This is a genomic window from Rossellomorea orangium (genome assembly GCF_019334305.1).
GTDB lineage: Bacteria > Bacillota > Bacilli > Bacillales > Bacillaceae_B > Rossellomorea.
The window spans coordinates 218,203-239,732 of the sequence record NZ_JAHWGH010000014.1 but is presented as its reverse complement, the minus strand read 5'-3'; the positions used below and the strand labels follow the sequence as shown (position 1 = coordinate 239,732).

At 43.8% G+C, this 21,530-nt stretch carries 30 protein-coding genes; 29 read left to right on the top strand and 1 reads right to left on the bottom strand.

What is annotated here, in order from left to right:
* The first annotated feature begins 8 nt into the window (after positions 1–8).
* The 14 genes from KYJ26_RS10650 (at position 9) to KYJ26_RS10585 (ending at position 9,001) form a co-directional block, all read left to right on the top strand.
* Entirely contained in the window at positions 9–605 is a 597-nt protein-coding gene (locus KYJ26_RS10650) for a kinase (RefSeq protein ID WP_219167248.1), read from the top strand.
* A 14-nt stretch (positions 606–619) separates the two neighbouring features.
* On the top strand, positions 620–964 hold the full coding sequence (locus tag KYJ26_RS10645; RefSeq protein WP_219167247.1) for a hypothetical protein: 345 nt from the start codon (positions 620–622) through the stop codon (positions 962–964).
* Positions 965–1,188: 224 nt separating this feature from the next.
* The gene (locus KYJ26_RS10640; protein ID WP_219167246.1) at positions 1,189–1,611 is read left to right on the top strand and encodes a DUF4181 domain-containing protein; all 423 of its coding nucleotides are present in this window, start codon (positions 1,189–1,191) and stop codon (positions 1,609–1,611) included.
* A gap of 11 nt (positions 1,612–1,622) precedes the next feature.
* On the top strand, positions 1,623–2,690 hold the full coding sequence (locus KYJ26_RS10635) for a DmpA family aminopeptidase (RefSeq protein ID WP_219167245.1): 1,068 nt from the start codon (positions 1,623–1,625) through the stop codon (positions 2,688–2,690).
* Between the two features lie 16 nt (positions 2,691–2,706).
* Entirely contained in the window at positions 2,707–3,255 is a 549-nt protein-coding gene (locus KYJ26_RS10630) for a kinase (protein WP_219167244.1), read from the top strand.
* Entirely contained in the window at positions 3,218–3,649 is a 432-nt protein-coding gene (locus tag KYJ26_RS10625; protein WP_219167243.1) for a cytidine deaminase, read from the top strand. The genes KYJ26_RS10630 and KYJ26_RS10625 overlap by 38 nt, the downstream gene beginning before the upstream one ends.
* A gap of 22 nt (positions 3,650–3,671) precedes the next feature.
* Entirely contained in the window at positions 3,672–3,824 is a 153-nt protein-coding gene (locus KYJ26_RS10620; protein WP_219167242.1) for a hypothetical protein, read from the top strand.
* A 10-nt stretch (positions 3,825–3,834) separates the two neighbouring features.
* Complete coding sequence (locus tag KYJ26_RS10615; RefSeq protein ID WP_219167241.1) at positions 3,835–4,632, top strand: MBL fold metallo-hydrolase; 798 nt, start codon at positions 3,835–3,837, stop codon at positions 4,630–4,632.
* A 30-nt stretch (positions 4,633–4,662) separates the two neighbouring features.
* A complete protein-coding gene (locus KYJ26_RS10610; protein WP_219167240.1) occupies positions 4,663–5,244 on the top strand; it encodes a DEAD/DEAH box helicase family protein in 582 nt (193 codons plus the stop codon).
* 22 nt (positions 5,245–5,266) lie between these two features.
* On the top strand, positions 5,267–5,863 hold the full coding sequence (locus KYJ26_RS10605) for a GNAT family N-acetyltransferase (protein ID WP_219167239.1): 597 nt from the start codon (positions 5,267–5,269) through the stop codon (positions 5,861–5,863).
* Positions 5,815–6,420 (top strand): GNAT family N-acetyltransferase, encoded by a 606-nt coding sequence (locus KYJ26_RS10600; protein WP_308807558.1) that lies wholly within the window; start codon positions 5,815–5,817, stop codon positions 6,418–6,420. Before KYJ26_RS10605 ends, KYJ26_RS10600 begins: the two co-directional genes overlap by 49 nt.
* Before the next feature lie 39 nt (positions 6,421–6,459).
* Positions 6,460–6,873, top strand: coding sequence for a DUF4181 domain-containing protein (locus KYJ26_RS10595; RefSeq protein ID WP_257475012.1), 414 nt, complete (start codon positions 6,460–6,462; stop codon positions 6,871–6,873).
* A complete protein-coding gene (locus KYJ26_RS10590; protein WP_257474969.1) occupies positions 6,836–7,351 on the top strand; it encodes a DUF1572 domain-containing protein in 516 nt (171 codons plus the stop codon). Before KYJ26_RS10595 ends, KYJ26_RS10590 begins: the two co-directional genes overlap by 38 nt.
* Positions 7,352–7,726: 375 nt before the next feature.
* Entirely contained in the window at positions 7,727–9,001 is a 1,275-nt protein-coding gene (locus tag KYJ26_RS10585; protein ID WP_307513906.1) for a histidine--tRNA ligase, read from the top strand.
* A gap of 101 nt (positions 9,002–9,102) precedes the next feature.
* Here the strand turns inward: KYJ26_RS10585 and KYJ26_RS10580 are convergent, their stop codons facing one another.
* The gene (locus tag KYJ26_RS10580) at positions 9,103–10,824 is read right to left on the bottom strand and encodes an ABC transporter substrate-binding protein (protein ID WP_219167237.1); all 1,722 of its coding nucleotides are present in this window, start codon (positions 10,822–10,824) and stop codon (positions 9,103–9,105) included.
* 98 nt (positions 10,825–10,922) lie between these two features.
* Here KYJ26_RS10580 and KYJ26_RS10575 point away from each other — a divergent pair, with 98 nt between their 5' ends.
* From KYJ26_RS10575 to KYJ26_RS10505, 15 genes are all read left to right on the top strand, one after another.
* Entirely contained in the window at positions 10,923–12,182 is a 1,260-nt protein-coding gene (locus tag KYJ26_RS10575; RefSeq protein WP_219167236.1) for an MDR family MFS transporter, read from the top strand.
* A 17-nt stretch (positions 12,183–12,199) separates the two neighbouring features.
* A complete protein-coding gene (locus KYJ26_RS10570; protein ID WP_219167235.1) occupies positions 12,200–12,730 on the top strand; it encodes a GNAT family N-acetyltransferase in 531 nt (176 codons plus the stop codon).
* A gap of 203 nt (positions 12,731–12,933) precedes the next feature.
* Positions 12,934–13,395 (top strand): hypothetical protein, encoded by a 462-nt coding sequence (locus tag KYJ26_RS10565; protein ID WP_219167233.1) that lies wholly within the window; start codon positions 12,934–12,936, stop codon positions 13,393–13,395.
* A gap of 199 nt (positions 13,396–13,594) precedes the next feature.
* The gene (locus tag KYJ26_RS10560) at positions 13,595–14,428 is read left to right on the top strand and encodes a glycerophosphodiester phosphodiesterase (RefSeq protein ID WP_219167231.1); all 834 of its coding nucleotides are present in this window, start codon (positions 13,595–13,597) and stop codon (positions 14,426–14,428) included.
* Positions 14,429–14,531: 103 nt separating this feature from the next.
* Positions 14,532–15,446: a Nif3-like dinuclear metal center hexameric protein gene (locus KYJ26_RS10555; protein ID WP_219167229.1), complete on the top strand. Its 915-nt coding sequence runs from the start codon at positions 14,532–14,534 to the stop codon at positions 15,444–15,446.
* Position 15,447: 1 nt separating this feature from the next.
* On the top strand, positions 15,448–15,639 hold the full coding sequence (locus KYJ26_RS10550) for a hypothetical protein (protein ID WP_219167228.1): 192 nt from the start codon (positions 15,448–15,450) through the stop codon (positions 15,637–15,639).
* Between the two features lie 312 nt (positions 15,640–15,951).
* Complete coding sequence (locus tag KYJ26_RS10545) at positions 15,952–16,371, top strand: MarR family winged helix-turn-helix transcriptional regulator (RefSeq protein WP_219167227.1); 420 nt, start codon at positions 15,952–15,954, stop codon at positions 16,369–16,371.
* 12 nt (positions 16,372–16,383) lie between these two features.
* Positions 16,384–17,577 (top strand): MFS transporter, encoded by a 1,194-nt coding sequence (locus KYJ26_RS10540; protein WP_219167226.1) that lies wholly within the window; start codon positions 16,384–16,386, stop codon positions 17,575–17,577.
* A gap of 209 nt (positions 17,578–17,786) precedes the next feature.
* Positions 17,787–18,263 (top strand): GyrI-like domain-containing protein, encoded by a 477-nt coding sequence (locus KYJ26_RS10535; protein WP_219167224.1) that lies wholly within the window; start codon positions 17,787–17,789, stop codon positions 18,261–18,263.
* Positions 18,264–18,374: 111 nt separating this feature from the next.
* A complete protein-coding gene (locus KYJ26_RS10530) occupies positions 18,375–18,848 on the top strand; it encodes a DUF2975 domain-containing protein (RefSeq protein ID WP_219167223.1) in 474 nt (157 codons plus the stop codon).
* 9 nt (positions 18,849–18,857) lie between these two features.
* A complete protein-coding gene (locus KYJ26_RS10525; protein WP_219167222.1) occupies positions 18,858–19,082 on the top strand; it encodes a helix-turn-helix domain-containing protein in 225 nt (74 codons plus the stop codon).
* Between the two features lie 2 nt (positions 19,083–19,084).
* Positions 19,085–19,912 carry a DUF817 domain-containing protein gene (locus KYJ26_RS10520; RefSeq protein ID WP_219167221.1) on the top strand — a complete coding sequence of 276 codons (828 nt, stop codon included), beginning with the start codon at positions 19,085–19,087 and terminating at the stop codon, positions 19,910–19,912.
* Positions 19,909–20,214, top strand: coding sequence for a hypothetical protein (locus tag KYJ26_RS10515; protein WP_219167220.1), 306 nt, complete (start codon positions 19,909–19,911; stop codon positions 20,212–20,214). The genes KYJ26_RS10520 and KYJ26_RS10515 overlap by 4 nt, the downstream gene beginning before the upstream one ends.
* Positions 20,215–20,303: 89 nt before the next feature.
* Complete coding sequence (locus KYJ26_RS10510) at positions 20,304–20,588, top strand: DUF3784 domain-containing protein (protein ID WP_219167219.1); 285 nt, start codon at positions 20,304–20,306, stop codon at positions 20,586–20,588.
* Positions 20,588–21,454: an alpha/beta fold hydrolase gene (locus tag KYJ26_RS10505; protein WP_219167218.1), complete on the top strand. Its 867-nt coding sequence runs from the start codon at positions 20,588–20,590 to the stop codon at positions 21,452–21,454. The genes KYJ26_RS10510 and KYJ26_RS10505 overlap by 1 nt, the downstream gene beginning before the upstream one ends.
* Positions 21,455–21,530 lie beyond the last annotated feature (76 nt).

Genomic DNA, 21,530 nt, shown 5'->3' with positions numbered 1-21,530 from the left:
TTGGTGTAATGATGGAGACACTTCTGACCCGATACCATGAAAGATGTTCACAACACAGGCCATTCATCGTGGGAATTGACGGACTGGGAGGGGCTGGTAAATCAACCTTCGCGGAAGCGTTAAAAAGAGAAATCAAGTACGGCACATCCATTCTCCATCTGGACGACCACATTGTGGGAAAGAGCCACCGGTACGGGACGGGGAACGAAGAATGGTATGAATATTACGCCCTTCAATGGGACATCGCATCCCTTACATCTGACTTGTTTCAAAAGCTGCATCATAACGTTGACATCCTATTACCTTTCTATGATTCTTCCACGGACACGATTGTACAGAAGAAATTTCACTATACGAAAGACACCATCATTCTGATCGAAGGCGTCTTCCTGCAGCGGAAAGAGTGGCGTGATTTCTTTGACTATGTGATATTCATTGACTGTCCCCCAGAAACACGGGTAAAGAGAGTCATAGGACGGGATGTCTATCTAGGGGATGTGCAGGAGAGAATCGCAAAGTACGAACGAAGATATTGGAAGGCTGAAGATTATTACCTTCTTCATGATCATCCAATCGGCAGGGCGGATTATATTTTTAGAGAATGATAAGGGGAGTCGCCATGCAAGAAACACTTTACACAATGAAGATGCTTATCCTATTCACCGTCCCATTCTTCCTGATTGCACTCGCTTTTGTGACCGTCACCGGCATGTATATCGATAGCGGGGACAGTACTCTGCCGGTCTTCTTGATGGAGTCGATCGGGATGTTCCTCTTCTTTTTGCTTATATGTTTTATCATCCACGCAGGTTTTCATCTGCTCAATCGCAGATTCAGCTTCATGAAAGCCGGTCATTATATCGCATTACGGATAGTAAGCATTATCTGTTTTTTTATTCCTTTGGGTGGGGTCATGATCCTGTTTTTCATTTTATTTCCTTTGAGTTTTCAACTAAGGAAATAAAGCTCATTCCTTTATTGGAAACGTAAGAGAAAACGGTCAGCGCCGTTTTCTTTTTTTATGGATTAAGAGTGTAGGGTACGCGTGGAAATTGGTAGCCTGCTTGGGCTGCGAGCAATGTCACCCAACGATTTATACCGAAAGGATTGAGTTTATAAGAATATTTTGGAATAATTGGTAGTGAACCGCTCAATCTTCTAAATTCGTACAAGGGAGGAAACTGTAGAATGGACCATTTTTTACTAAAGAGTTTCCTATTCCTATCAATCTATGCTCTGCTCATCTTCCTATTTAACATAGGAATGAGAAGGATACTGAACGTCAAGAGGAAGAAGAGGTTCTCGTATAACCATTTGAATGACCGTCATAAAAAAATGGATTGGGTGATTCGGATTACATTTGTGATCCTTATCGTCGTTTGCGGTTTCTATAATACTTTCAATCTGGGGCCAGAGAATAAAGTATGGTACTTGGAATCGTACATGTTACTATTCGGTTTTGTCCTGGTTTCCGAGACAGTAAGGGCTGTCTTTGAAAAAAGACATGCAGAGAATCCAAATGATTATAAATTCACCCTTTCACAATTGACCTTTCTGACAGTCACATTGGTCCTGTTTTATACAACTGAATTTTTCGGAATATTCGCGTAAAGGAGGGCGTCATGCATACTTCTCGACAAAAGAGGATCCGGGACTACGGAGTAAGAATCGGCAAAATGGAAACGGGCCAGCTCAACTCAATCACAGATGTAGAAGGCGTCACGGTCGGTCATGCCACACTCAGCAAGGGTGACATGCAGACTGGCGTCACGAGCATCCAGCCTCATCAAGGCAATATATTTAAAGAAAAACTGATTGCTTCTAGTCATGTCATTAATGGATTCGGCAAAACGATGGGTACGATCCAGATCACTGAACTCGGAACCTTGGAATCTCCCATTCTATTAACGAACACATTAAGTATCGGAACAGCTGCCGATGCTCTCATCGATTACATGCTTGAACAGAATCCGGAGATCGGGAGGACGACGGGAACCGTCAATCCCGTGGTGTGTGAATGCAATGATATGTTTTTAAACGATATTAGAGCCCGGTTCGTGACGAAGGATCATGTCCGCCAAGCACTTGAACACACTTCTGTCAAAGTGGAAGAGGGAGCAGTCGGAGCCGGTACCGGCATGCTCTGTTATTCCTTGAAAGGCGGGATCGGAACGGCTTCAAGGATCATGAAGATGAATCACGGTACCTACACAATGGGAGTGCTCGTCTTAACGAACTTCGGGATTCTGAGCGACCTGACCATAAACGGCAGAGCAGTCGGGGAAGAACTGAAAGAAGCTATTCTGGAATCACGTGAGGAACGTGACAAAGGTTCCGTCATCATCATTGCAGGGACGGACCTCCCAGTATCAGAAAGACAGCTCAACCGGATCATCAAGAGGTCGATCACCGGACTATCCCGGACTGGATCCATCATCACAACCGGAAGCGGTGAAGTGGTCATCGGCTTTTCGACCGCAACGAAGATCCCTCATGATCAGACGTCCCAATGCATGTCCGTCCCTATGATTCATGAAGAAGAGATCGACCTTGCCTTCCGGGCGATCGGCGAAGCGACGGAAGAAGCGGTCTTGAATTCATTGATTACAGCGGGGCATGTAATGGGCAGGGATGGGAATGAAAGGCCGGCATTAAAGGATCTATTGGACATACATAATATAAAGCTATAAACGCCAGGGAGGAACTATGGAATCTACGCTAATCATCATCCGTGGAAACTCGGGCAGTGGAAAAACCACGACGGCCAAACGTCTTCAACAACATTTTGGCCGGGGCACCCTGCTGGTATCACAAGATGTCGTCAGACGCGACATGCTGAAGGTACAGGATCGTGACGGTAATCTGTCATTGGAATTGATCAGGCAGATTGCTGAATACGGTAAAGGGAAATGCGAAGTGGTCATTGTAGAGGGGATCTTTTCTCAACAGCGTTACGGTGACATGCTGAAGCAGCTGATCAGCTTTTATCACGGAAATGCCCAAACATATTACTATGATTTATCGTTTCAAGAGACCGTCCGTCGCCATAATGGACGTGCGAAAAAAACAGAATTCGGGGAAGAATCTCTCCGTTCCTGGTGGAACCCAAACGACTACTTAGGTGTGGACGGGGAAGTGGTTTTGACAGACGAGCTGTCGCAGGACGAAGTAGTGGAGAAGATCTTTGTGGACCTCAAAAACCAAAGGAGAGAGCAGAATGTTAGAAGTAAGACCATTAGAAGAACGGGACTATGAACTGATCAAAGAAGCAGAAAGAGTGATCGAAAAGAATTATCGGTACGGTCGGCATCATATTGGTTCCGCGGTCAGAGCCACAACCGGAGAGGTTTACGCTGCCGTTCATGTAGAAGCGAACGTCGGCAGAATCACCGTCTGCGGGGAAGCGATGGCCATCGGGAAATCCATCTCTGAAGGGGACCACGAATTTGAAACCATTGTTGCCGTCGCCCACCCCCATCCACACGAAGATATCGAGAAATGCTGGGTGGTCGCCCCATGTGGTATGTGCAGGGAGTTAATCAGTGATTACGGGACACAAACCGATGTCATCCTTTCCTATAGGGGTGAGTTAGTGAAGTGTAATGTGATGCAACTGCTGCCAGAGAAGTATGGAAGTGAGATGGAATAATAAGCAATACAAGGAGGAAGTCATGAAAACACAGGATTTATTTTTTATTAACGAGAAAGAGGGATTCACATCAGAAATCGGAAAACTGGTCTCCAAATGGTCCCACGTGTTTAAAGATGAATTAAATCATCGTGGACAGATCAGGATGATAACCAAAAGATTGAAGAACAACTAGGAGGCTACCCATGATTCATTACAAAAACGACCATTTGACCGTTTTTCAGAGTTCCTTATATCAAACCACATCGGTCATTGTTGAGAACGACGCCGTGATGATTCTGACCGACCCTAATTGGCTGCCGCATGAAGTGCAGGCAATCCGGGAGTATGTGGATAGGGAGTTAGGGAACAGGCAACTTTATATCATCTACACGCACAGCGATTTTGATCACATCATCGGATCCGGTGCTTTCCCGGAAGCGAAGGTAATCGCAACGGAAGAACTCAAAAATCATGAACATAAAAACGAAATCGTTCAAAAGATTCATCAGTTCGATCAGCGATATTACATGAAAAGAGACTACGAGCCCCATTATCCTCATGTGGATTACCCAATAGCCCGCGATGGTGAAAAGCTCGAGCTGGGTGATCTTTCACTCACGTTTTACAAAGCACCAGGCCACACTCACGATGGTCTCTTCACGGTTGTAGAGCCCATGGGAATCTTTTTATCAGGAGACTATTTATCTGATGTCGAGTTCCCGTTTATATTCAGCAGTTACATAGATTATAAGAAAACATTGAAGAAGGCTGAATCCATCCTCCGAAATCATACGGTCCACGTTCATGTACCAGGTCACGGTTCCGTGACGGAGGACCCTGCAGAAGTGGAACGAAGAATGGAGGAATCGACGTATTATGTAGACAACCTTCTACAGGGTAGTGAACACGTCGAAGCCTTTTGCCGGGAGCGGTATGCTTTTTTTGAAGGAATGAAGAATATACATTCTGAGAACATCGAGATGGCGAAGAAGAATTTATAGAAAGAAAGCAGCAAAAGAGGGGGGATTTCAATGAAACTCGTTTTACTATTCGGACCCCAGGCCGTCGGGAAAATGACGGTGGGGCAGGAGTTAGAAAAGAGAACAGAACTAAAGCTATTTCATAACCATATGACCATCGAATTGCTTCAGCCTTTCTTTGGATTCTCAGAAGAAATGTGGAGAATATGCGGCATGATGAGAGAAGAGATTTTCCAGTCATTTGCTAAAACAGATCAGTACGGAATGATCTTCACCTTCATGTGGGCATTCAACGAAGAAGAGGACTGGAAATGGGTTGATAAGGTCACAACCATTTTTGAATCCAACGGAGGAGAAGTCTATTTCGTTGAACTGGAGTCCGACTTAGAAGTAAGGCTGCAAAGAAACACGACCCCGAACCGCCTGCAGCATAAACCTTCAAAACGAAACATCGAAGACTCCGAAAAACGATTGCTCGCTTCCCTTGAGAAACTCCGCCTCAATTCGGTTGAAGGGGAAATAGAAAGACAGAATTATATGAAGATTAATAATACAAACATGAGTCCGGAAGAGGTTGCTGAGAAAATAATCGACGAATTTCAGTTAGAGAGAGGGACGGACCTCGTAAAATGAATCAGGGAAAGTAGGAGGACATATGAAAAACAATCTATTTCATTCCCCGCCGATAGTAGAAAACGAGAAAATAAAATTGATTCCCCTGGAGGTCAAGCACTCCAAGGCTCTGCTGGAAGCGAATGACCCGGAGATCTGGCGTTATATGCTGCTGGAAATCACAACCCTCGAAGAAATGGAACAATGGGTGACCGCCGCCGTCAAGTTGCGTGACCAACAGACTGCCTTGCCTTTTGCCGTGGTGTTGAAGGAACAAAACAAAATCATCGGGTCGACCAGATTGTTCGAAATCAACCTTAGACAAAAGTCATGTGAACTCGGATCTACCTGGTACAACAAAGATCATCAGAGGTCCTTCGTGAATTCCAACTGTAAGTATCTGATTCTCCAATACTGTTTTGAAGTACTTGGGATGATGCGGGTTCAGCTTAAAACAGATGAACGAAATCTCCGGTCCCAGAAAGCCATTGAAAGAATGGGTGCTGTGAAAGAGGGGGTCCTGAGAAAAGAAAGAATCCTGGCAGGGGGCTATGTCAGAAATGCCGTCGTTTACTCGATCATTGATGAAGAGTGGCCATCCATAAAGCAAGGTTTTACTTTGAGGGATTCGAAGTATTGAACGGCGGTGGTGTGAATCAATCCCCTTTTATTAGAGGGAGACAGGTTCTTCTGAGACAGCCGAAAGAAAGTGACATCTTGGACCGGTTTAGTTGCGGACGTCATAAGGAAATTGTCCGCATGTACGGTGGTGATACCAGAAATCTGCAACCCTTTACAATGGAAGAAGCCCGAGCATTTGTGGAAAAGATTTTAACCACCAAATACAACTGGTGTATAGAATACCTCGGTCACTGCATCGGCCAGGCAAGACTGACCGTCAATGAGGAAAATCAACGCGCCCGGTACGCCATTGGGATATTCGATTCTTCCGTTTTAGGAAAAGGACTCGGGACAGAAGTCACTCAGCTTCTGCTGTCATTCGCGTTTGAAGAACTCCAGTTGCACCGTGTTGATTTAAGGGTGTTGGAATACAATCACAGGGCCATTGCCTGCTATGAAAAGTGCGGGTTTGTGAAAGAAGGCATAGAACGGGAAGGCACATTAATAGAAGGAAAGTTTGAGACCGATTTGTTTATGAGTATATTGGATCGGGAGTACCATCCCTTAACAAGGTAAGGACCATAGTTAAAGAAAGGGGTGAGGAACTTGGGATTTATGACGACACTTTTTCTAAAAGTCCTATTCATCATAGCGATGTATGCCATTTCCATTATCATGTTTCATCGTGTGGCCAGCAAACGGCTCGGGGTGAAAAGGAGGAAGTTCTTTTCTTTCGATACCGTCAATGAGGAACATGAAAGAGGTGATAAGCTTTTAAAGTATTTGACGCTGGTGATATTAATAGCCGGGTTTGTCCTTCATGTTCTGAATGACTTCGACAGCGAATACTGGTTCCTTCAGCCCTATTTTATCGTAGCCTTCTTTTTCATCGTGAGACATTTATGGAAATCCTTTGTGGAAAGGAAAGCGTTCAGTGACAACAGAGAGTCTATTTATACATTAATGGAAACAGGCATCAATCTTTTACTATTTGCTATTTTATTTACGTCTAATTTTTGGTTGTTTTGAGAAGGGGGAGATTCTCATTCAAAAAGACTGGTTACTCACTAAGTTTTCTGAAATAAAAAACAGAATTTTAAAGGCACTCTCACAATTGACGGATGAACAAGTAAATTGGATGCCCGGAGATACCGGTCATAGTGTCTCTACGCTTATTCGTCACATCGATGGCAATATTAAAGAAAGAATCCACAAGGGAATTTGTAATGGAACATTTGTTAGGAATCGTGAAGATGAATTCAAGCCTATGTATCGTTCTAAGGAAGATTTAATACAGACGGTTCGGAATCAATTCCAATTTGTCATCGATACAATCACTCAAATGTCGGAAGCCTCGTTTCTAAAAACTCAATTAGTCAGAGGCAGAGAACGTACAAATCTAGATATTTTGCATCAATGTGCAGCACACTTCTCCGAACATTTGGGACAAATTCTGTATATCGCCAAGTTATGTATGAAAGACGAATATATATCCACTTCAATTTAAGAAACCCTATCGTAAAAAACGGTGAATTTTCCTTGCATTTGAATGGGTTCGTTCCAAGAAATTTGATCCAAGAAATCACGGGGAACGTTTAGCTTTCCCTTCTCTCATCATGGATACTATCAAATGTAGATGATTGAAATCATCTTTTTCCTGTGATAATGTATATAAAAATAAGAGGTGGATAAAAATGACACTCATCAACAAACAGATCTCGTTTACACAATTCCATCACCATATCAAGTAACCTTGCTATCCGATTTTAAACAATCGCACATAGGAAGGTTATTTCTCATAGAATCGCATTTGATTAAGTTATTCGCTTATATCAGGTGCGGTTCTTTTTTTATACAAAAAAGGAGGAGAAGAAAGATGAAAATGAAAAAGATGGATTATCAAAATGTCAAAGGGACTCAAGATTATTTACCTGAGGCGGAAGTGATTAGAAGGGAAGTCAGGAGAACATTGGAGGATGTGTTCATCCAATACGGATGCAAGCCCCTGGAGACCCCCATCCTGAATTATACAGAGCTGCTCGCCTCAAAATATGCGGGTGGAGCTGAGATCCTGGAGGAGATGTACACCTTAACGGACAGGGGAAAAAGAAACCTTGCCCTGCGCTATGACCTGACGATTCCCTTTGCCAAGGTGGCAGCCATGAACCCGGCCATCCCCATGCCGTTCAAGCGCTATGAAATCGGAAAAGTGTTCAGGGACGGACCTATCAAGGCCGGGCGGTTCCGGGAGTTCACCCAGTGCGATGTAGATATTGTAGGCGTCGATTCACAGGTGGCGGAAGCGGAGCTGATGATGATGGCGTTGGATGCCTTCGGAAAGCTCGATATGGATGTAACCATCCAATACAATAACCGAAAACTTCTGACCGGGATGCTTGAGGTGTTCGGTGTGGAGGCGGATAAAATCAATCGGGCAGTCCTCATTCTGGATAAACTTGAAAAGGTCGGTGTCAAATCGGTTGTGACAGAGCTTGAAGAAATGCAGATAACGAAATTAACCAAAAGCGCCATCGAACAATTTTTAACAGATGAAAACAATGCCAGTTTTGATTATTTCGAATCGTATTCCAAAGAGAATGCAGATGTCAGGGAAGGATTAGAGGAGGTAAAGGAACTCTCCTCCTATCTTGACTTCCTGGACATGACAGACAAATGTGTGTTCAATCCCTTTTTAGCAAGAGGACTGGAAATTTACACAGGAACCATCTACGAAATATTTTTAACAGACCGATCCATCACCTCAAGCATCGGGAGCGGCGGACGGTATGATAATGCTATCGGCGGGCTTCTTGGTACAGATGAAGCAATTTCGACAGTCGGTATCTCCTTTGGTCTGGATGTCATATATGCAGCGATCACCTCTTCCCGGCAAAACGCGAATCATACTTCAGGCATTGACTATTACATCATCCCCCTTGGTACCGAAAAGGAGGCTTTGCGGATTGCGGCTGATTTAAGAAGAAGTGGTAAGACGGTGGAACTTGAAATGAGCAGAAGGAAATTAGGTAAGCTTCTGGAAAAAGCGAATAGAGAAGGTGTCAGGAATGTGATTGTTATTGGGGAAGAAGAGGTAAGGAAGAAAAAGTATAAAGTGAGGGATATGATGACTGGAGAAGAAAAATTGTGTGATATGTAATTGCTAGTTTTAATCTGGCATCTTAAAAACGATTCCAGGATGCACAGCTTGCAAGTCCCCTTTTCTCCAAGAAAAGGGGACTTGCAAGTATACTTCCGTTATCACCGCGGAATCCAAAGTTTCGAAAAATCAAAATGGCCAAATGAATGAAAGGTCACATCTTTTATCATCGGGTGAAAGGTCCTTGTCTTGATCGGGTGGTGTTGAAAGATTAATAGATTGTTCTCCCGGATATGTTCTTCGATTTCCATCATGATTTCTTCCCGTTGATCAGCTTCTTTCTGTTTAAATATCTCGAGTTTCCTATCAATCCATTTTAATGAGCTCGAAGGAAACATCCTCCTGAATAAAAGTGTATCATTATAAAAAGCTGCCAGGAAAGAAAGGTGGGGATCTAAGGATGATACCTCCCCCATAAAAATCAAATCTGCTTTCTCATCGATTTCCCGTAGATAGAAATCGTTGAAAGTAAATGGGTAGAGTTCGAAGTTGATTCCATATTCTTCTCCTTTTCTCTTAAACCAATCAGCTACTCCGAAAGCTTTTTGATAATACATATGATAAAGCGTGATAGGTTCCCCGCAGTAACCGGCTTCTTTAAGAAGTGATTGGATGGTCTGGGGGTCCTTGACTTGCGGTGTGGAGCGGGAATTCACAAAGCTGCTTGCTTCTATAAATGGTTCCAGTTTGAGGTCCATTGCCATTTGTTTAATATCCATCAGGTGGTACAAGGCTTTTCGCATGGATGGATGCCGGATGACAGTTTTCCTTCTCAAATTACACATGAGGAATCGAAAGCCCGTTTCAATTTCATGTTTGCTCATCACCTCTTGTGTAGGAGGATGTTGGAGAGTGAAATCAACTATGTGTGCAGCATCCTGACTGACTTTGTAAAAATGGAGTTCATCCAGGAGAGGGCGTTCAAGGAAATAGCGGTCAAATGCTTCAAACACCATTTTATTGTCAGACCGTTCCTTCAATAAAAATGGACCAGTGCCAATCCATTCACTTTCATCAAAAGGTTGATTAGCCGGTAGAATGCAAAAGTTAGGTGAAGCGATATAGCGCAGAAAGAAGGGATTTTCCTTTTTTAACGAAAAGATGACTTTGGAAGGACTTGGACATTCCACACTTTGGATATCTTCTGCTAACCATTGATGGGACGACTCTGCACTGTTCTTCATTCGTTCAACCGTATAAGCAATATCTTTACTTGTCAGTTGCTCGTGGTGATGAAAATAGATGCCCTTACGCAAATGGAACGTCCACTTTTTCCCATCCTCCGTGCTGAAGTGGTGTGCGATATGAGGGAGGATCTGGTCGTTTACAGGATCATATTTTACGAGAGTGTCCCCAAGGTATTCAATTAAATGCGATTCAAATGAAATAGACACCTTTAATGGGTCAAGGGTAGTGATGTCACGTGAAATAAATGCGTGTAATATATCTTTTGATTCTGCCCCTGTCTGATATCCGAACATCTCCCGGATTTCTGAAGACACATTTGCAATCCATGATTTCGGAATCGGGAGTCTTAGGAGCTGAGCCGCTTGATCGAGCTGATCATGGTCCATGCACTCTTTCATGAATTCCTCTACTTCTTTCTGGAAGGTGTTCGTAAACCTCACCCTTGAGAGATTACCTCGTCCAGCTCCTGGTATGTAAGTGAGTCTCCCTAACTCTTCAAACTGTTTCAGAATCCTTTTAACGTTTTTTACTGAACAGAACCACCGTTCTTCAAGTTCCTTTAGTTTAAACGTGCATTCGCCGTTCTCTTCTCGTTCGAAAAAGTGTGCTCTCATGGTGAAATATCGGTCGTTCATTTCTATTCTCCTCCTAAAAGGGGACATTATTTCTCTAATTGTACCCTTTTTACCCCTTTTCTTCTAGCACATAATGGAAATATAGAGGAGATGATACTATGTTTGCAACACTACATCCAAATATCAAGGTTAGGATTTATACGTCATTTTTAAGCCGGATTGTGGGATCAGCCGTTTTCCCATTTATGGCGATTTATTTCACTAAGGAAATCAATGCATCTGTTGCGGGAGTTCTCCTGCTAGTCCAAGTCGCCGTTCAGTTCATAGCCGGCCTGTACGGGGGATATCTTGCTGATGTTATTGGAAGGAAGAGACTGATGGTAACAGGAGAAGCCATGAAAGTCGTTGCGTTTGTCGGATTACTTGTAGTTAATTCACCCCTTTTCACGTCTCCTTGGATCACCTTTATCATGCTGCTGGTGATTGGAGTTTCATCCGGAATTGTTAATCCTGCATCTGAAGCCATGCTCATCGATGTCAGCACGAAAGAAACGAGGGCCTTTATGTATTCCGTCAATTACTGGGCCGTAAACTTATCAATCATGATTGGGCTCATGATAGGGGGCTGGTTCTTTGAACAGCATTTCTTTGAATTGATTGCGGGCCTTCTTCTAATGGGGCTGCTGACACTGTGGATGACCTATTCTCTCATCATTGATACGTATCAAGTCAAAAGTCATAGAGAACAGGGGAACTACGGGATTAAGCCCCTTCTGAAAAGTTATGCCCTGGTAATGAAAGATTGGACGTTTATGGCGTTTACCTTCGGCGGAATTGCAATCCTATCGATTGAATTTCAACGGAATAATTTTATTTCCGTCAGGCTTGAGGAAGACATCATCCCGCAGACAATACACCTTTTCAATCTTTTTTCATTTGAAATGGATGGAATCCGACTATTGAGCATGCTTACCGTCGTCAATACACTTTTAATCGTTTTATTCACTGGAGTTGCCGGCAAATGGATCACTGGAAAAAGAGAGGAGCCAATCATGTACACTGGATTCATCCTCTTCGGACTCGGCTACTTCTTTATGGCCTTCAGCAATCATTTGCTCATCCTCTTCGTATCTGTGGTCGTCCTCACCATAGGTGAGCTGTTATATGTTCCAACACGCCAGTCACTCCTTGCCGACATTGTAGATGACAACAAACGTGGTGCATATATGGCCATGAATGGACTCGTATTTCAAGTAGGGAAAATGATCGGGGCAGCCGGTCTAGTAATAGGGAACATGGTAGGAGGACTCGCGATGGGAACCGGATTTCTTCTCCTTGTCGTACTGGGTATCTTCTTTTCCAAAATTGCTTTAGGAAAGATTGTAACCATAAAGCAAAGAGTTGTAATTGGTAAATAAGAAAGGAGCAAATAGACATGATTGAACTCGCATATTTTCAAAATGAAGATTTCAAGCAGCTAATGGATTGGGTCGAATCCCCTTCATTCCTCCTCCAATGGGGAGGCCCGGGTTTTCATTACCCCCTGGATGAATCCCAGCTCGAGAAGTATCTGAAGAATGCGAATAGAGACGGTGCAGAAACTTTGATCTATAAAGTATTGGAAGACGGTGAGGTCATCGGCCACATCTCCCTTGGTAGAATAGACCGTGAGAATTGCTCCGCAAGAATCGGGAAAATCCTGGTTGGAAACGAAACCACACGGGGCAAAGGAGTGGGGGAGCAAATGATCAACAAGATCCTTTATATTGCTTTTGACGAGCTCGGTTTACACCGTGTTAGCCTGGGGGTCTTTGACTTTAATGCATCAGCCATTCGCTGCTATGAGAAGGTGGGGTTCATCAAAGAGGGACTTTTGAGAGATGCCAGAAAGTACGGGAATGAATATTGGAGCTTGTGGGAGATGAGTATTTTGGAAGATGAATGGAGTAGGAGTCTCGAGAAATAAAGATTATTCGACAATGAGGCATGATTATTTGTAATCCCACATGATTAGTTCATTTCTCGCATGAATAGTTGAAAGCTCGCACAATTCCTCTGATTCGCGCATGAAAGTGGTTTGAACCGGCATGATAAGGAGTTAACTCCTTACAAAAAGTAAGAAACCTTTTCCTCACTAAACCGTATAGGTAATATACAGGGGGGATTTCCATGAAAAAATGGATGATTGTATGCATGATGATTCTATTATCCATGGCGGGATGCAGCAACGGACAAACACTGACTAAGTATGATCATGATCAACTTTCCAGGGATCTAAAAAAAGAAGGGATCGACCCTAAGTTGCCCACCCGATTCCCGATGGTGGTGGAGGATTACGAAATTCAGATGCCTCCCCACAAATCTGCTATTTACTCCATTATGTTCAATGGAGAAGACGGTGAGGTATTTGATCTGAGAATCCATTCTGGAGACGTGACATTTGAAGGTGATTTTGAAAAAGAAGAGGTAATGATTAACGGGAAAGATGGCTTTTATACTGAAGATAAGGCTGGCCTTGATGTGAATTGGAAAGATGGAGATTATTTTTATATTCTAAACTACCAGACTATTGGATTGGACATAGAAGTGACAAAAGAAACAATGATAAACATAGCAGATTCTTTTAAATAAAGATGAGGTCTATCTTATTATCGTAAGCACAATATACTACTTCACATCCTTTTTTTCTTTTATTGTAAAAATCCGTAAGAAAAAAGGTCGAATTTCCTTTACACAACCTTCATCAAGACCAATAGATACCTACATACCCACTCAATACCCCTCTCCTAGAATGTAGTCGAATACATATTTGGGATAGGAGATGATGAATATGAACAAAAAAGTATTGATCAGTACAGGAATGGCGTTTTCATTGTTATTGAGCCCATTTAGTCAAGCGTTTGCAGAGGAACCGACAACTGGTGAGGCAAAGCAGGTAGAGAATATTGCACACCGCGGGGCGGCTGCCTATGCACCTGAAAACACGATGGCAAGCTATGATCTGGCTGTTGATATGAAGGCGGATTATATTGAAATCGATGTTCAACGTAGCAAAGATGGTGAATTGGTTGTCATCCATGATACATCAGTGGATCGCACAACCGATGGATCGGGAAAAGTAGGGGATCTGACACTCGAGGAAATGAAGAGTCTTGATGCAGGAAGCTGGAAAGGTGAACAATTTGCAGGAGAAGAGATCCCGACATTTGAAGAGGTTCTGGATCGCTATCATGGAAAAGTAGGGATCTTAATCGAAATGAAGTCTCCGGAGCTTTATCCAGGGATCGAAGAACAAGTGGCTGACGCATTAAAGGAACGACAACTTGATAAACCGCAAAATGAAAAAATCATCCTTCAATCCTTTAACTTTGATTCGATGAAGAAAATGGATCAACTGCTTCCGAAAGTTCCAGTCGGCGTTTTAGCCTGGAGTCAGGCGCAAGCGACACCGGAAGCATTAAAAGAAATCTCTAGGTATGCAGAATGGTTCAATCCGAGCTATGGGATTGTAACAGAACAGGTTGTGAAGGACGTTCACTCCCTGGACATGCAGATCGGATCTTGGACAGTGCGCAGTCATGAAGCGGCGGACTTCCTGTTCGATATGGACGTGGACGCGATCATTACGGATTATCCAGATTATATCGATCCTAGAAACGAATAGATTTATAGAAGAGGAGTGGCTTATGCTGCTTCTTTTTTTATTTGTCTATTTACCTAATATAGGTAAAAATGTATAGTTAATGAAAAACCAGAGGAGGAGTCTTGTGGCAAGCTTAAGCGATATTGTTAGACGATTGGATCAGACATTTGAAATAAAAAGTTATGGGAAGGATCCCGCGTTCAGCCGATTCATTCCACAGGTATACGAAGGGAAAATGGATTGGGAGGCCAAATTCGAGCCTGCCTTCACTGAATTATTCAATGGACTCATGTTTCAAGGGGAAAGTGAAGTGAAGAACGTGTTCCTCGCCGTTTTTCCTACAGAGGATGTATTGGAGACATTCATTCGAGAAGGAGAGCCTGGCGATCTCTTGTTCATGCATCACCCGCTTTTAATGGAGTGTGGCGACCCACAAGGAGACTGGGGAAGGGGGTTCGTTCCCATCAAGGAATCCCTGATAGACAGAGTGATCAAGAATGAACTTTCCATCTATACGTGCCATGTTCCTCTTGATTACCATCTGACATTAGGAACCAGTCAAGCCATCGCTGAAGCTATGAATGTGAAGATAATTGATCGATTTGTCCATGATGAGAAGCATGGGCATATCGGAATCATCGGTGAAGTGGAAGAGAAGGATACAGACGAGTTGATACAGGGGTTAAAAGATATATTTGATCTTCCTTACGTGGATTTCGAGGGTAGGAAACGGAAAATAGAAAAAGTCGCCATCGTAGCTGGCTGCGGCGATAAAACGGCATGGATGAAAGAGGCTGAAGACTTAGGGGTGGATGCTTATATATCCGGGGAAATCCATTGCCACATAGACAACGAGTACGGAAGAAAAAGATACGAAGAAGTGATCGCATATGCGGAACATACGAAGATGTCTCTTATCGGTGTCTCCCATTCTGCATCGGAGTATCTTGTTCATGAGACATTGATGAGAAGTTGGTTTGAAAAGGAATTTGAGTTTAATAGAATTCGGTTGATTCCTCAGAAAGAATGGTGGTTGTAACATGGTGATAAAAGGCAAGAGAATCTTAGTTACCGGAGTCACTGGGACGTTGGGAGAAAACGTAGCGGCAAGCTTCGATAATTCTTCTTTTCTTGGTTACAAGGACCTTGCTTGCCTCTCTCTAAAGAAAATTCCACAAACAGGATTAATTAATCAAACTATGGATTTAATGAATGTCAAACCGGTTAAATAACTGTTTACAAGGGAGGAATTAATTAATAAAAAATCGGTAATTCTAAGTTATCATACCCATTCCATTCAATCATTCAACTACATATATAAACTATTATCCTATATCAAACAACAGCCCTCTTCGTATTATAGCTCTGGCCTGACTAGCGAGGTTAACCTACGATGCTACGAAACGAGGGCTTTTGCTTTTATCAAAGAGAGACGGACCTCCAATCCCACATTATCGACATCCCATAAAAAATCTGCTACACTATAATAGTTACCAGTGATAACTATTACCCAAGATAACTATATACAAAGGAGGAAGCAGTTAATGAAGCCGGCACAACAATTTTTTCAGGAGCTCATCAGGCTCTACAGGCCATTCGAAAATCAATTGAACGTCCAGCTGAATGAACACGGTCTGCAGAGGGCGCAGTGGACGATCCTTTACAACCTCTATCACAACGGACCTGCATCCAGTGTGGAAATCTCTCACTATCAAAGTGTGGAAAAACCGACGATTACGAGGACGGTTCATCAATTGGAGGATGCTGGATATATCGAGCGGATACCAGGTAAGGATCGAAGGGAAAAGCGAATGCAGCTTACGCAGGCTGGCATTGAAATTTATGAGGAAGCCCGTAAAACCATCGATCACTTTGAACAGTCCATTATGGAAGGCGTAAGCGAAGAGAAGCAGCTTGAGATGATTACACTGATGAAAAGGATTAAGGAGAATATGAACAGATAAGGAGTTTTACAGATGAGTCAGACACAATCAAGGCTATGGACGAAGGACTTTACCCTTATGTCCATCGCCAATTTTTTTATCTATTTAATTTTTTACTTATTGCTTGTTACCATGGCGGTGTATGCCGTGGATGAATTCGGGGCGTCAGAGAGTCAGGCGGGTCTCGTAACGGGGATCTTCATTATCGGGACCTTGATTGGAAGACTGTTCCTCGGACGGATGATCACGGCCATCGGGAATAAGAAAATGCTGTTTGTCGGTATGATCGCCTTTATTGCGACATCCTGCCTTTATTTCGTAGAGGGTGGCATCAGTTTCCTGCTGCTCACTCGTTTCCTTCACGGGGTGGCACTCGGCATGGTCAGTACGGCTACGGGTACGATAGTGGCAGAGATTATTCCAGCGAGCCGGAAAGGAGAAGGGATAGGGTACTACAGCATGAGTATCACCCTTGCTACAGCTGTTGGCCCGTTCTTTGGTCTTTTCTTAAGTCAGCATGCAAGCTTCCAGACGATCTTTGCTTTCTGTCTTGCCCTTGGGGTCATTAGCTATGTCTTCACCTTGTTTGTGAAAATCCCGGTCGTCAAAAAACCGGCTGGGAAAAGAACGGAGAAAGAACGTCTGAGTCTGGCAAGCTTTATCGAACCAAAGGCACTTCCGATTGCACTTGTTGTCCTGTTCGTCTCCCTTGCTTATTCAAGTGTTCTTTCGTTCATTAATTTCTATGCCATCGACATCGACCTTGTGGAAGCAGCGAGTGTATTCTTTGTGGTCTACGCTGTTGCAATTCTTGTATCGCGTCCCTTTACAGGAAGGCTGATGGATGCGAAAGGGGCAAAGGCGGTTATGCTACCGGCATTCGTCCTGTTCGCTGCCGGATTATTTTTGTTAAGTGCGGCAGGCAACACGATGATCCTGCTTCTTTCAGGTGTCCTGATCGGTCTCGGATTCGGGAACATGCAATCCGTCACACAGGCAATCGCAGTCAAGGCCGTGCCACCGGAGCGGGTAGGTCTCGCAACCTCCACCTACTATATCTCCCTGGATGCGGGACTCGGATTTGGACCGTATGCCCTTGGATTCCTGATTCCTTTGACAGGCTACCGTTCCCTCTACATGATCATGGGAATCCTGGTTGCGGCAACACTCGTACTCTACTATTTCCAGGAACGAAAACAATCGCGCACCGTGCTCGCGCATGACTAACATTCACTTAAAGGAGTCCGGCCATGTGGCCGGGCTCCTTTTTGAGGGAGGACCTCAAAAAGGGATCGTCACTCCGTTGGTTCATCCGATTTAGAGGTCCGTCCCTCACCTGTGTCCCCACCTGTCTATTATGAGCAAGAATGAACAGGAGGGTTTCTAAAATTTCTATTATATTAGATGAGTGCATGTGAGATGAAAGGCGTGAGAGAATGGAATTTGAAGAAGTGGTAAAGGAAGCTTTTGTTGTGGTCGGATATAGTGCTCCGGGAAGCTGGGGCGAAGATTTTGCGTATCCGATACCCGGCCTATGGGAGAAAGCGAAGGAGTTCGTCACAACGAATCAGGTGGATCAGATTGTAGGGGTGTGCCTTCCCCCCAGAAGTGATGACTATTATTATACCTGTGGGTTTGAGATGGATTCTGTAACTTTCCGAAGAATGAGAAAGGACTTGACGGTCCACATTTTCCCGAAGCAGAAATATGTCGTATTCAAGCATATAGGCCCCTCCAATAACATTCCTGTAACCTACCACAAGCTGTGGAAGGTCTTTGACCAGGAAGGATATCTCATTGAAAAAGGAATGCCCGAGGTTGAAGTGGTGGACGGGCATTTGTTTGGAAAAGAAGATAGCGATGAATATGAAATGGATATTTGGATTCCGGTTGGAGAGCATCCCCACGAATGAGGGGTGCTTTTTATTTATCAATAAACATATCAGTAAAAATAATAAAAATTTATTGTAAAACAATAAATAACATGATAAATTCATATTATATTATCAAGTGAGGTGCTATGAATGAAACGGGAAACGCTCTTTTTGAAGATTGCTTTATTTCTTATCGGGACTCCCATTGCTGCATTATGCTTCTACGGGTTACCCCTGCTCGCCATGAATGTGTCTGGCTCGAGCTTTGCCAATATGATTTATGGAATTCTCGCCGTCATGTACGCGTCTGCGATTCCTTTCTACGCCGCATTGTATCAAGCATTCAAACTGTTAACGTTTATTGATCGGAACAATGCGTTCTCGGAATCATCCGTCAAAGCGTTAAAGACGATCAAAACCTGTGCGATCGTCATCGGCTCCTTCTACACTGTGGGTATGCCGCTCTTTTATATGCTGGCGGAGGCAGATGACGCACCTGGAGTCATCGTCATCGGCATGATCTTTATCTTCGGTTCAGTTGTGATCGCCGTCTTTGCAGCGGTCCTCCAGAAGCTTCTTAACAATGCCATTGAAATCAAATCTGAAAATGATTTAACGGTCTGAGGTGAAATTATGGCAATTATAATCAATATTGATGTAATGCTTGCAAAACGGAAAATGAGTGTGACGGAGCTTTCGGAAAAGGTGGGGATCACCATGGCGAACCTGTCGATTTTGAAAAATGGGAAAGCAAAGGCGGTTCGACTATCTACCCTGGAGGCGATCTGTAAGGCACTCGATTGTCAGCCGGGAGATCTATTGGAGTATCAACCTGATGAAGGCGAAGGGGAATCATAAACATGAGAGCCATCAAACAGCTCTGTCGTTTCGGCTGGGAGCAGGCCTTGTCCTGCTTATTTCCGGTGGTCATCTTTGCTTCTTTGGCACTGACTCAAATCATCCCGCTTCCTCTCCTGCCGAGATATGACTGGCTGCTTCTCATCTGCCTTCTGATGCAGTGGGGGATGGTGAAATCGGGTCTTGAAACCCGTGATGAACTGAAGGTGATCACGCTGTTTCACATCATTGGTCTTTGCCTTGAGCTTTTCAAGGTACATATGGGCTCGTGGTCCTATCCTGACGAAGGTTATTCCAAACTGTTCGGTGTCCCTTTATATAGCGGATTCATGTATGCAAGTGTAGCAAGCTACCTGTGTCAGGCGTGGAGGAGGCTCGATGTGAAACTGATTCAGTGGCCGCCTTTTTTGGTCGTCGTTCCCCTGGCTGCAGCCATTTATCTGAACTTCTTCACCCATCACTACTGGATTGACATTCGCTGGTGGTTGTCGGGACTTGTCATCGTAGTCTTTTGGAAAACGTGGGTCGAATATGTAATCGGCGGCACCCGTTATCATATGCCCCTTGCCCTATCATTTTTCCTCATCGGCTTTTTTATCTGGATCGCTGAGAATATCGCCACGTTCTTCGGTGCCTGGGAGTATCCGAATCAGAGGGATGCCTGGAGCCTCGTTCATCTTGGAAAGGTCAGTTCATGGCTTCTTCTCGTCATCGTGAGTTTCCTGATTGTAGCGACGTTGAAGCGGGTCAAGGGACAGGGTGAGAAGGCAAACGGAGCAAATCTGAATACATCCGGACGTCGCCACTTAAGTCAGGAAGGAACACAATGAAGAAAATCGCTGTCGTATTCGTGATGGTTCACTTTATGATTCTCATTCTCTGGATCATGAACTCAGCCTACTTGTTTTCACCAATTGGTATAACGGCTTGGATTGCCTGTGTGGGTGCAGGTTTTATCATTCAGATTAAGCTCGATAAAGTCATGAAGATAAGAACGGTACTTGCTGTTTCAAACGGCTGGATGGTGTTCTTAATGGTAACCACAGTGTTTTTTTTTTCGCTGTCAGCTCTATGCCTTAATATATTTATCACGGACGGGTCCCTTGGTGCTCCAAAATTAAGCGCCAGCTGACCTGTCTTTTTATTTTTTAGGAATAATATGGAACCACCATTAATCTGAATCGTACATATAATTATTCCCGATAAAATGGAGGAATCAATATGGACTACGGATTATTGATCATCGGTATAGCTCTATTACTGGTTTCATTCTTAGTTGGTGTGAAAAAACAGACATGGCTGCTCGCGGGCTTCAATGAAAAAATGGTCAAGAATAAATCGCTGCTTGGAACCATCACCGGATTGCTATTCTTCTTTCCGCTGGGACTGATCGTGATCATCAACAGCATCATCGATTATGCCCATGAAGGGACCGTACTGGTGGTCGCAATCCTCGTCCTGCTCACGTCCGTGTATTTATTCATTAACAGGAGGCTGTTGGACTAATGGAAGAAAAGTATCTCAAGATGAATGGAAAGACTCTATTCACTAAACAAAAAGGAAAAGGGGAGCCAATGATCTTCCTGCATGGCGGACCAGGTGGGAGTCTTGACTATTTCCTCCCACAGATGGAGCCCCTGTCAAAGGATTTCCAAATCATTTTATATGACCAAACGGGGTGCGGGAAGTCTGAAGTGAAGCAAGGTCATAAGTATTCGATTGAGGATGAAATCAGCAATCTTGAAGCACTTAGAAAAGCCTTAAACCTGGAGAAAGTGACGCTGTTCGGCGAGTCATGGGGGAGTATCCTTGCTCTGTCTTATGCAGCAAAGTATCCGGAACGCATCAATAAGCTCATACTGACCGCCGCTGTCGGCTTAACCTCTGAGGACTACCGTGCGTTCAAACAAAATCTTTTCCAAAAGCTCGGGTTTTACAATAAAGTACTTTTCGGGTGGTATTCTCTTACCTCCCTGTTCAGTGCCCATGCCTCAAAGAAGCTTCAGCAACTGCTGGATCCCTATTATGTGTATTCACTCGATACATTAAGAAAGAAAAAAGAGATTTCATTTAACAAAGTTGCCCTTAATTACATAGGAAAGAAACTCGATCAAGATTACAACCTGCTGCCATCCCTTTCAGAGCTTGGTTCCCTCCCTATTTTAATTGCACAAGGATCACACGATATCTTAACGCCTGAGTACATAGAGAAACACATCATAAACCACTTACCTAATGCCACACTCACCGAAGTGAAAGAAAGCGGGCACTGGACCATCCTCGAACAGCCGGATCAGATGGTAGCATTAACCCGGTCCTTCATGCGTTCTGAAGGAGAATGTTCCACGGGAACAGGTCCCTTGGCTCAATAAGAGCCGGGGGACCTGTCCCCGTGGCTTTTTTCAGCACATCGACCCCAACCTATTAAAGGATAAAACAATCCCCTCC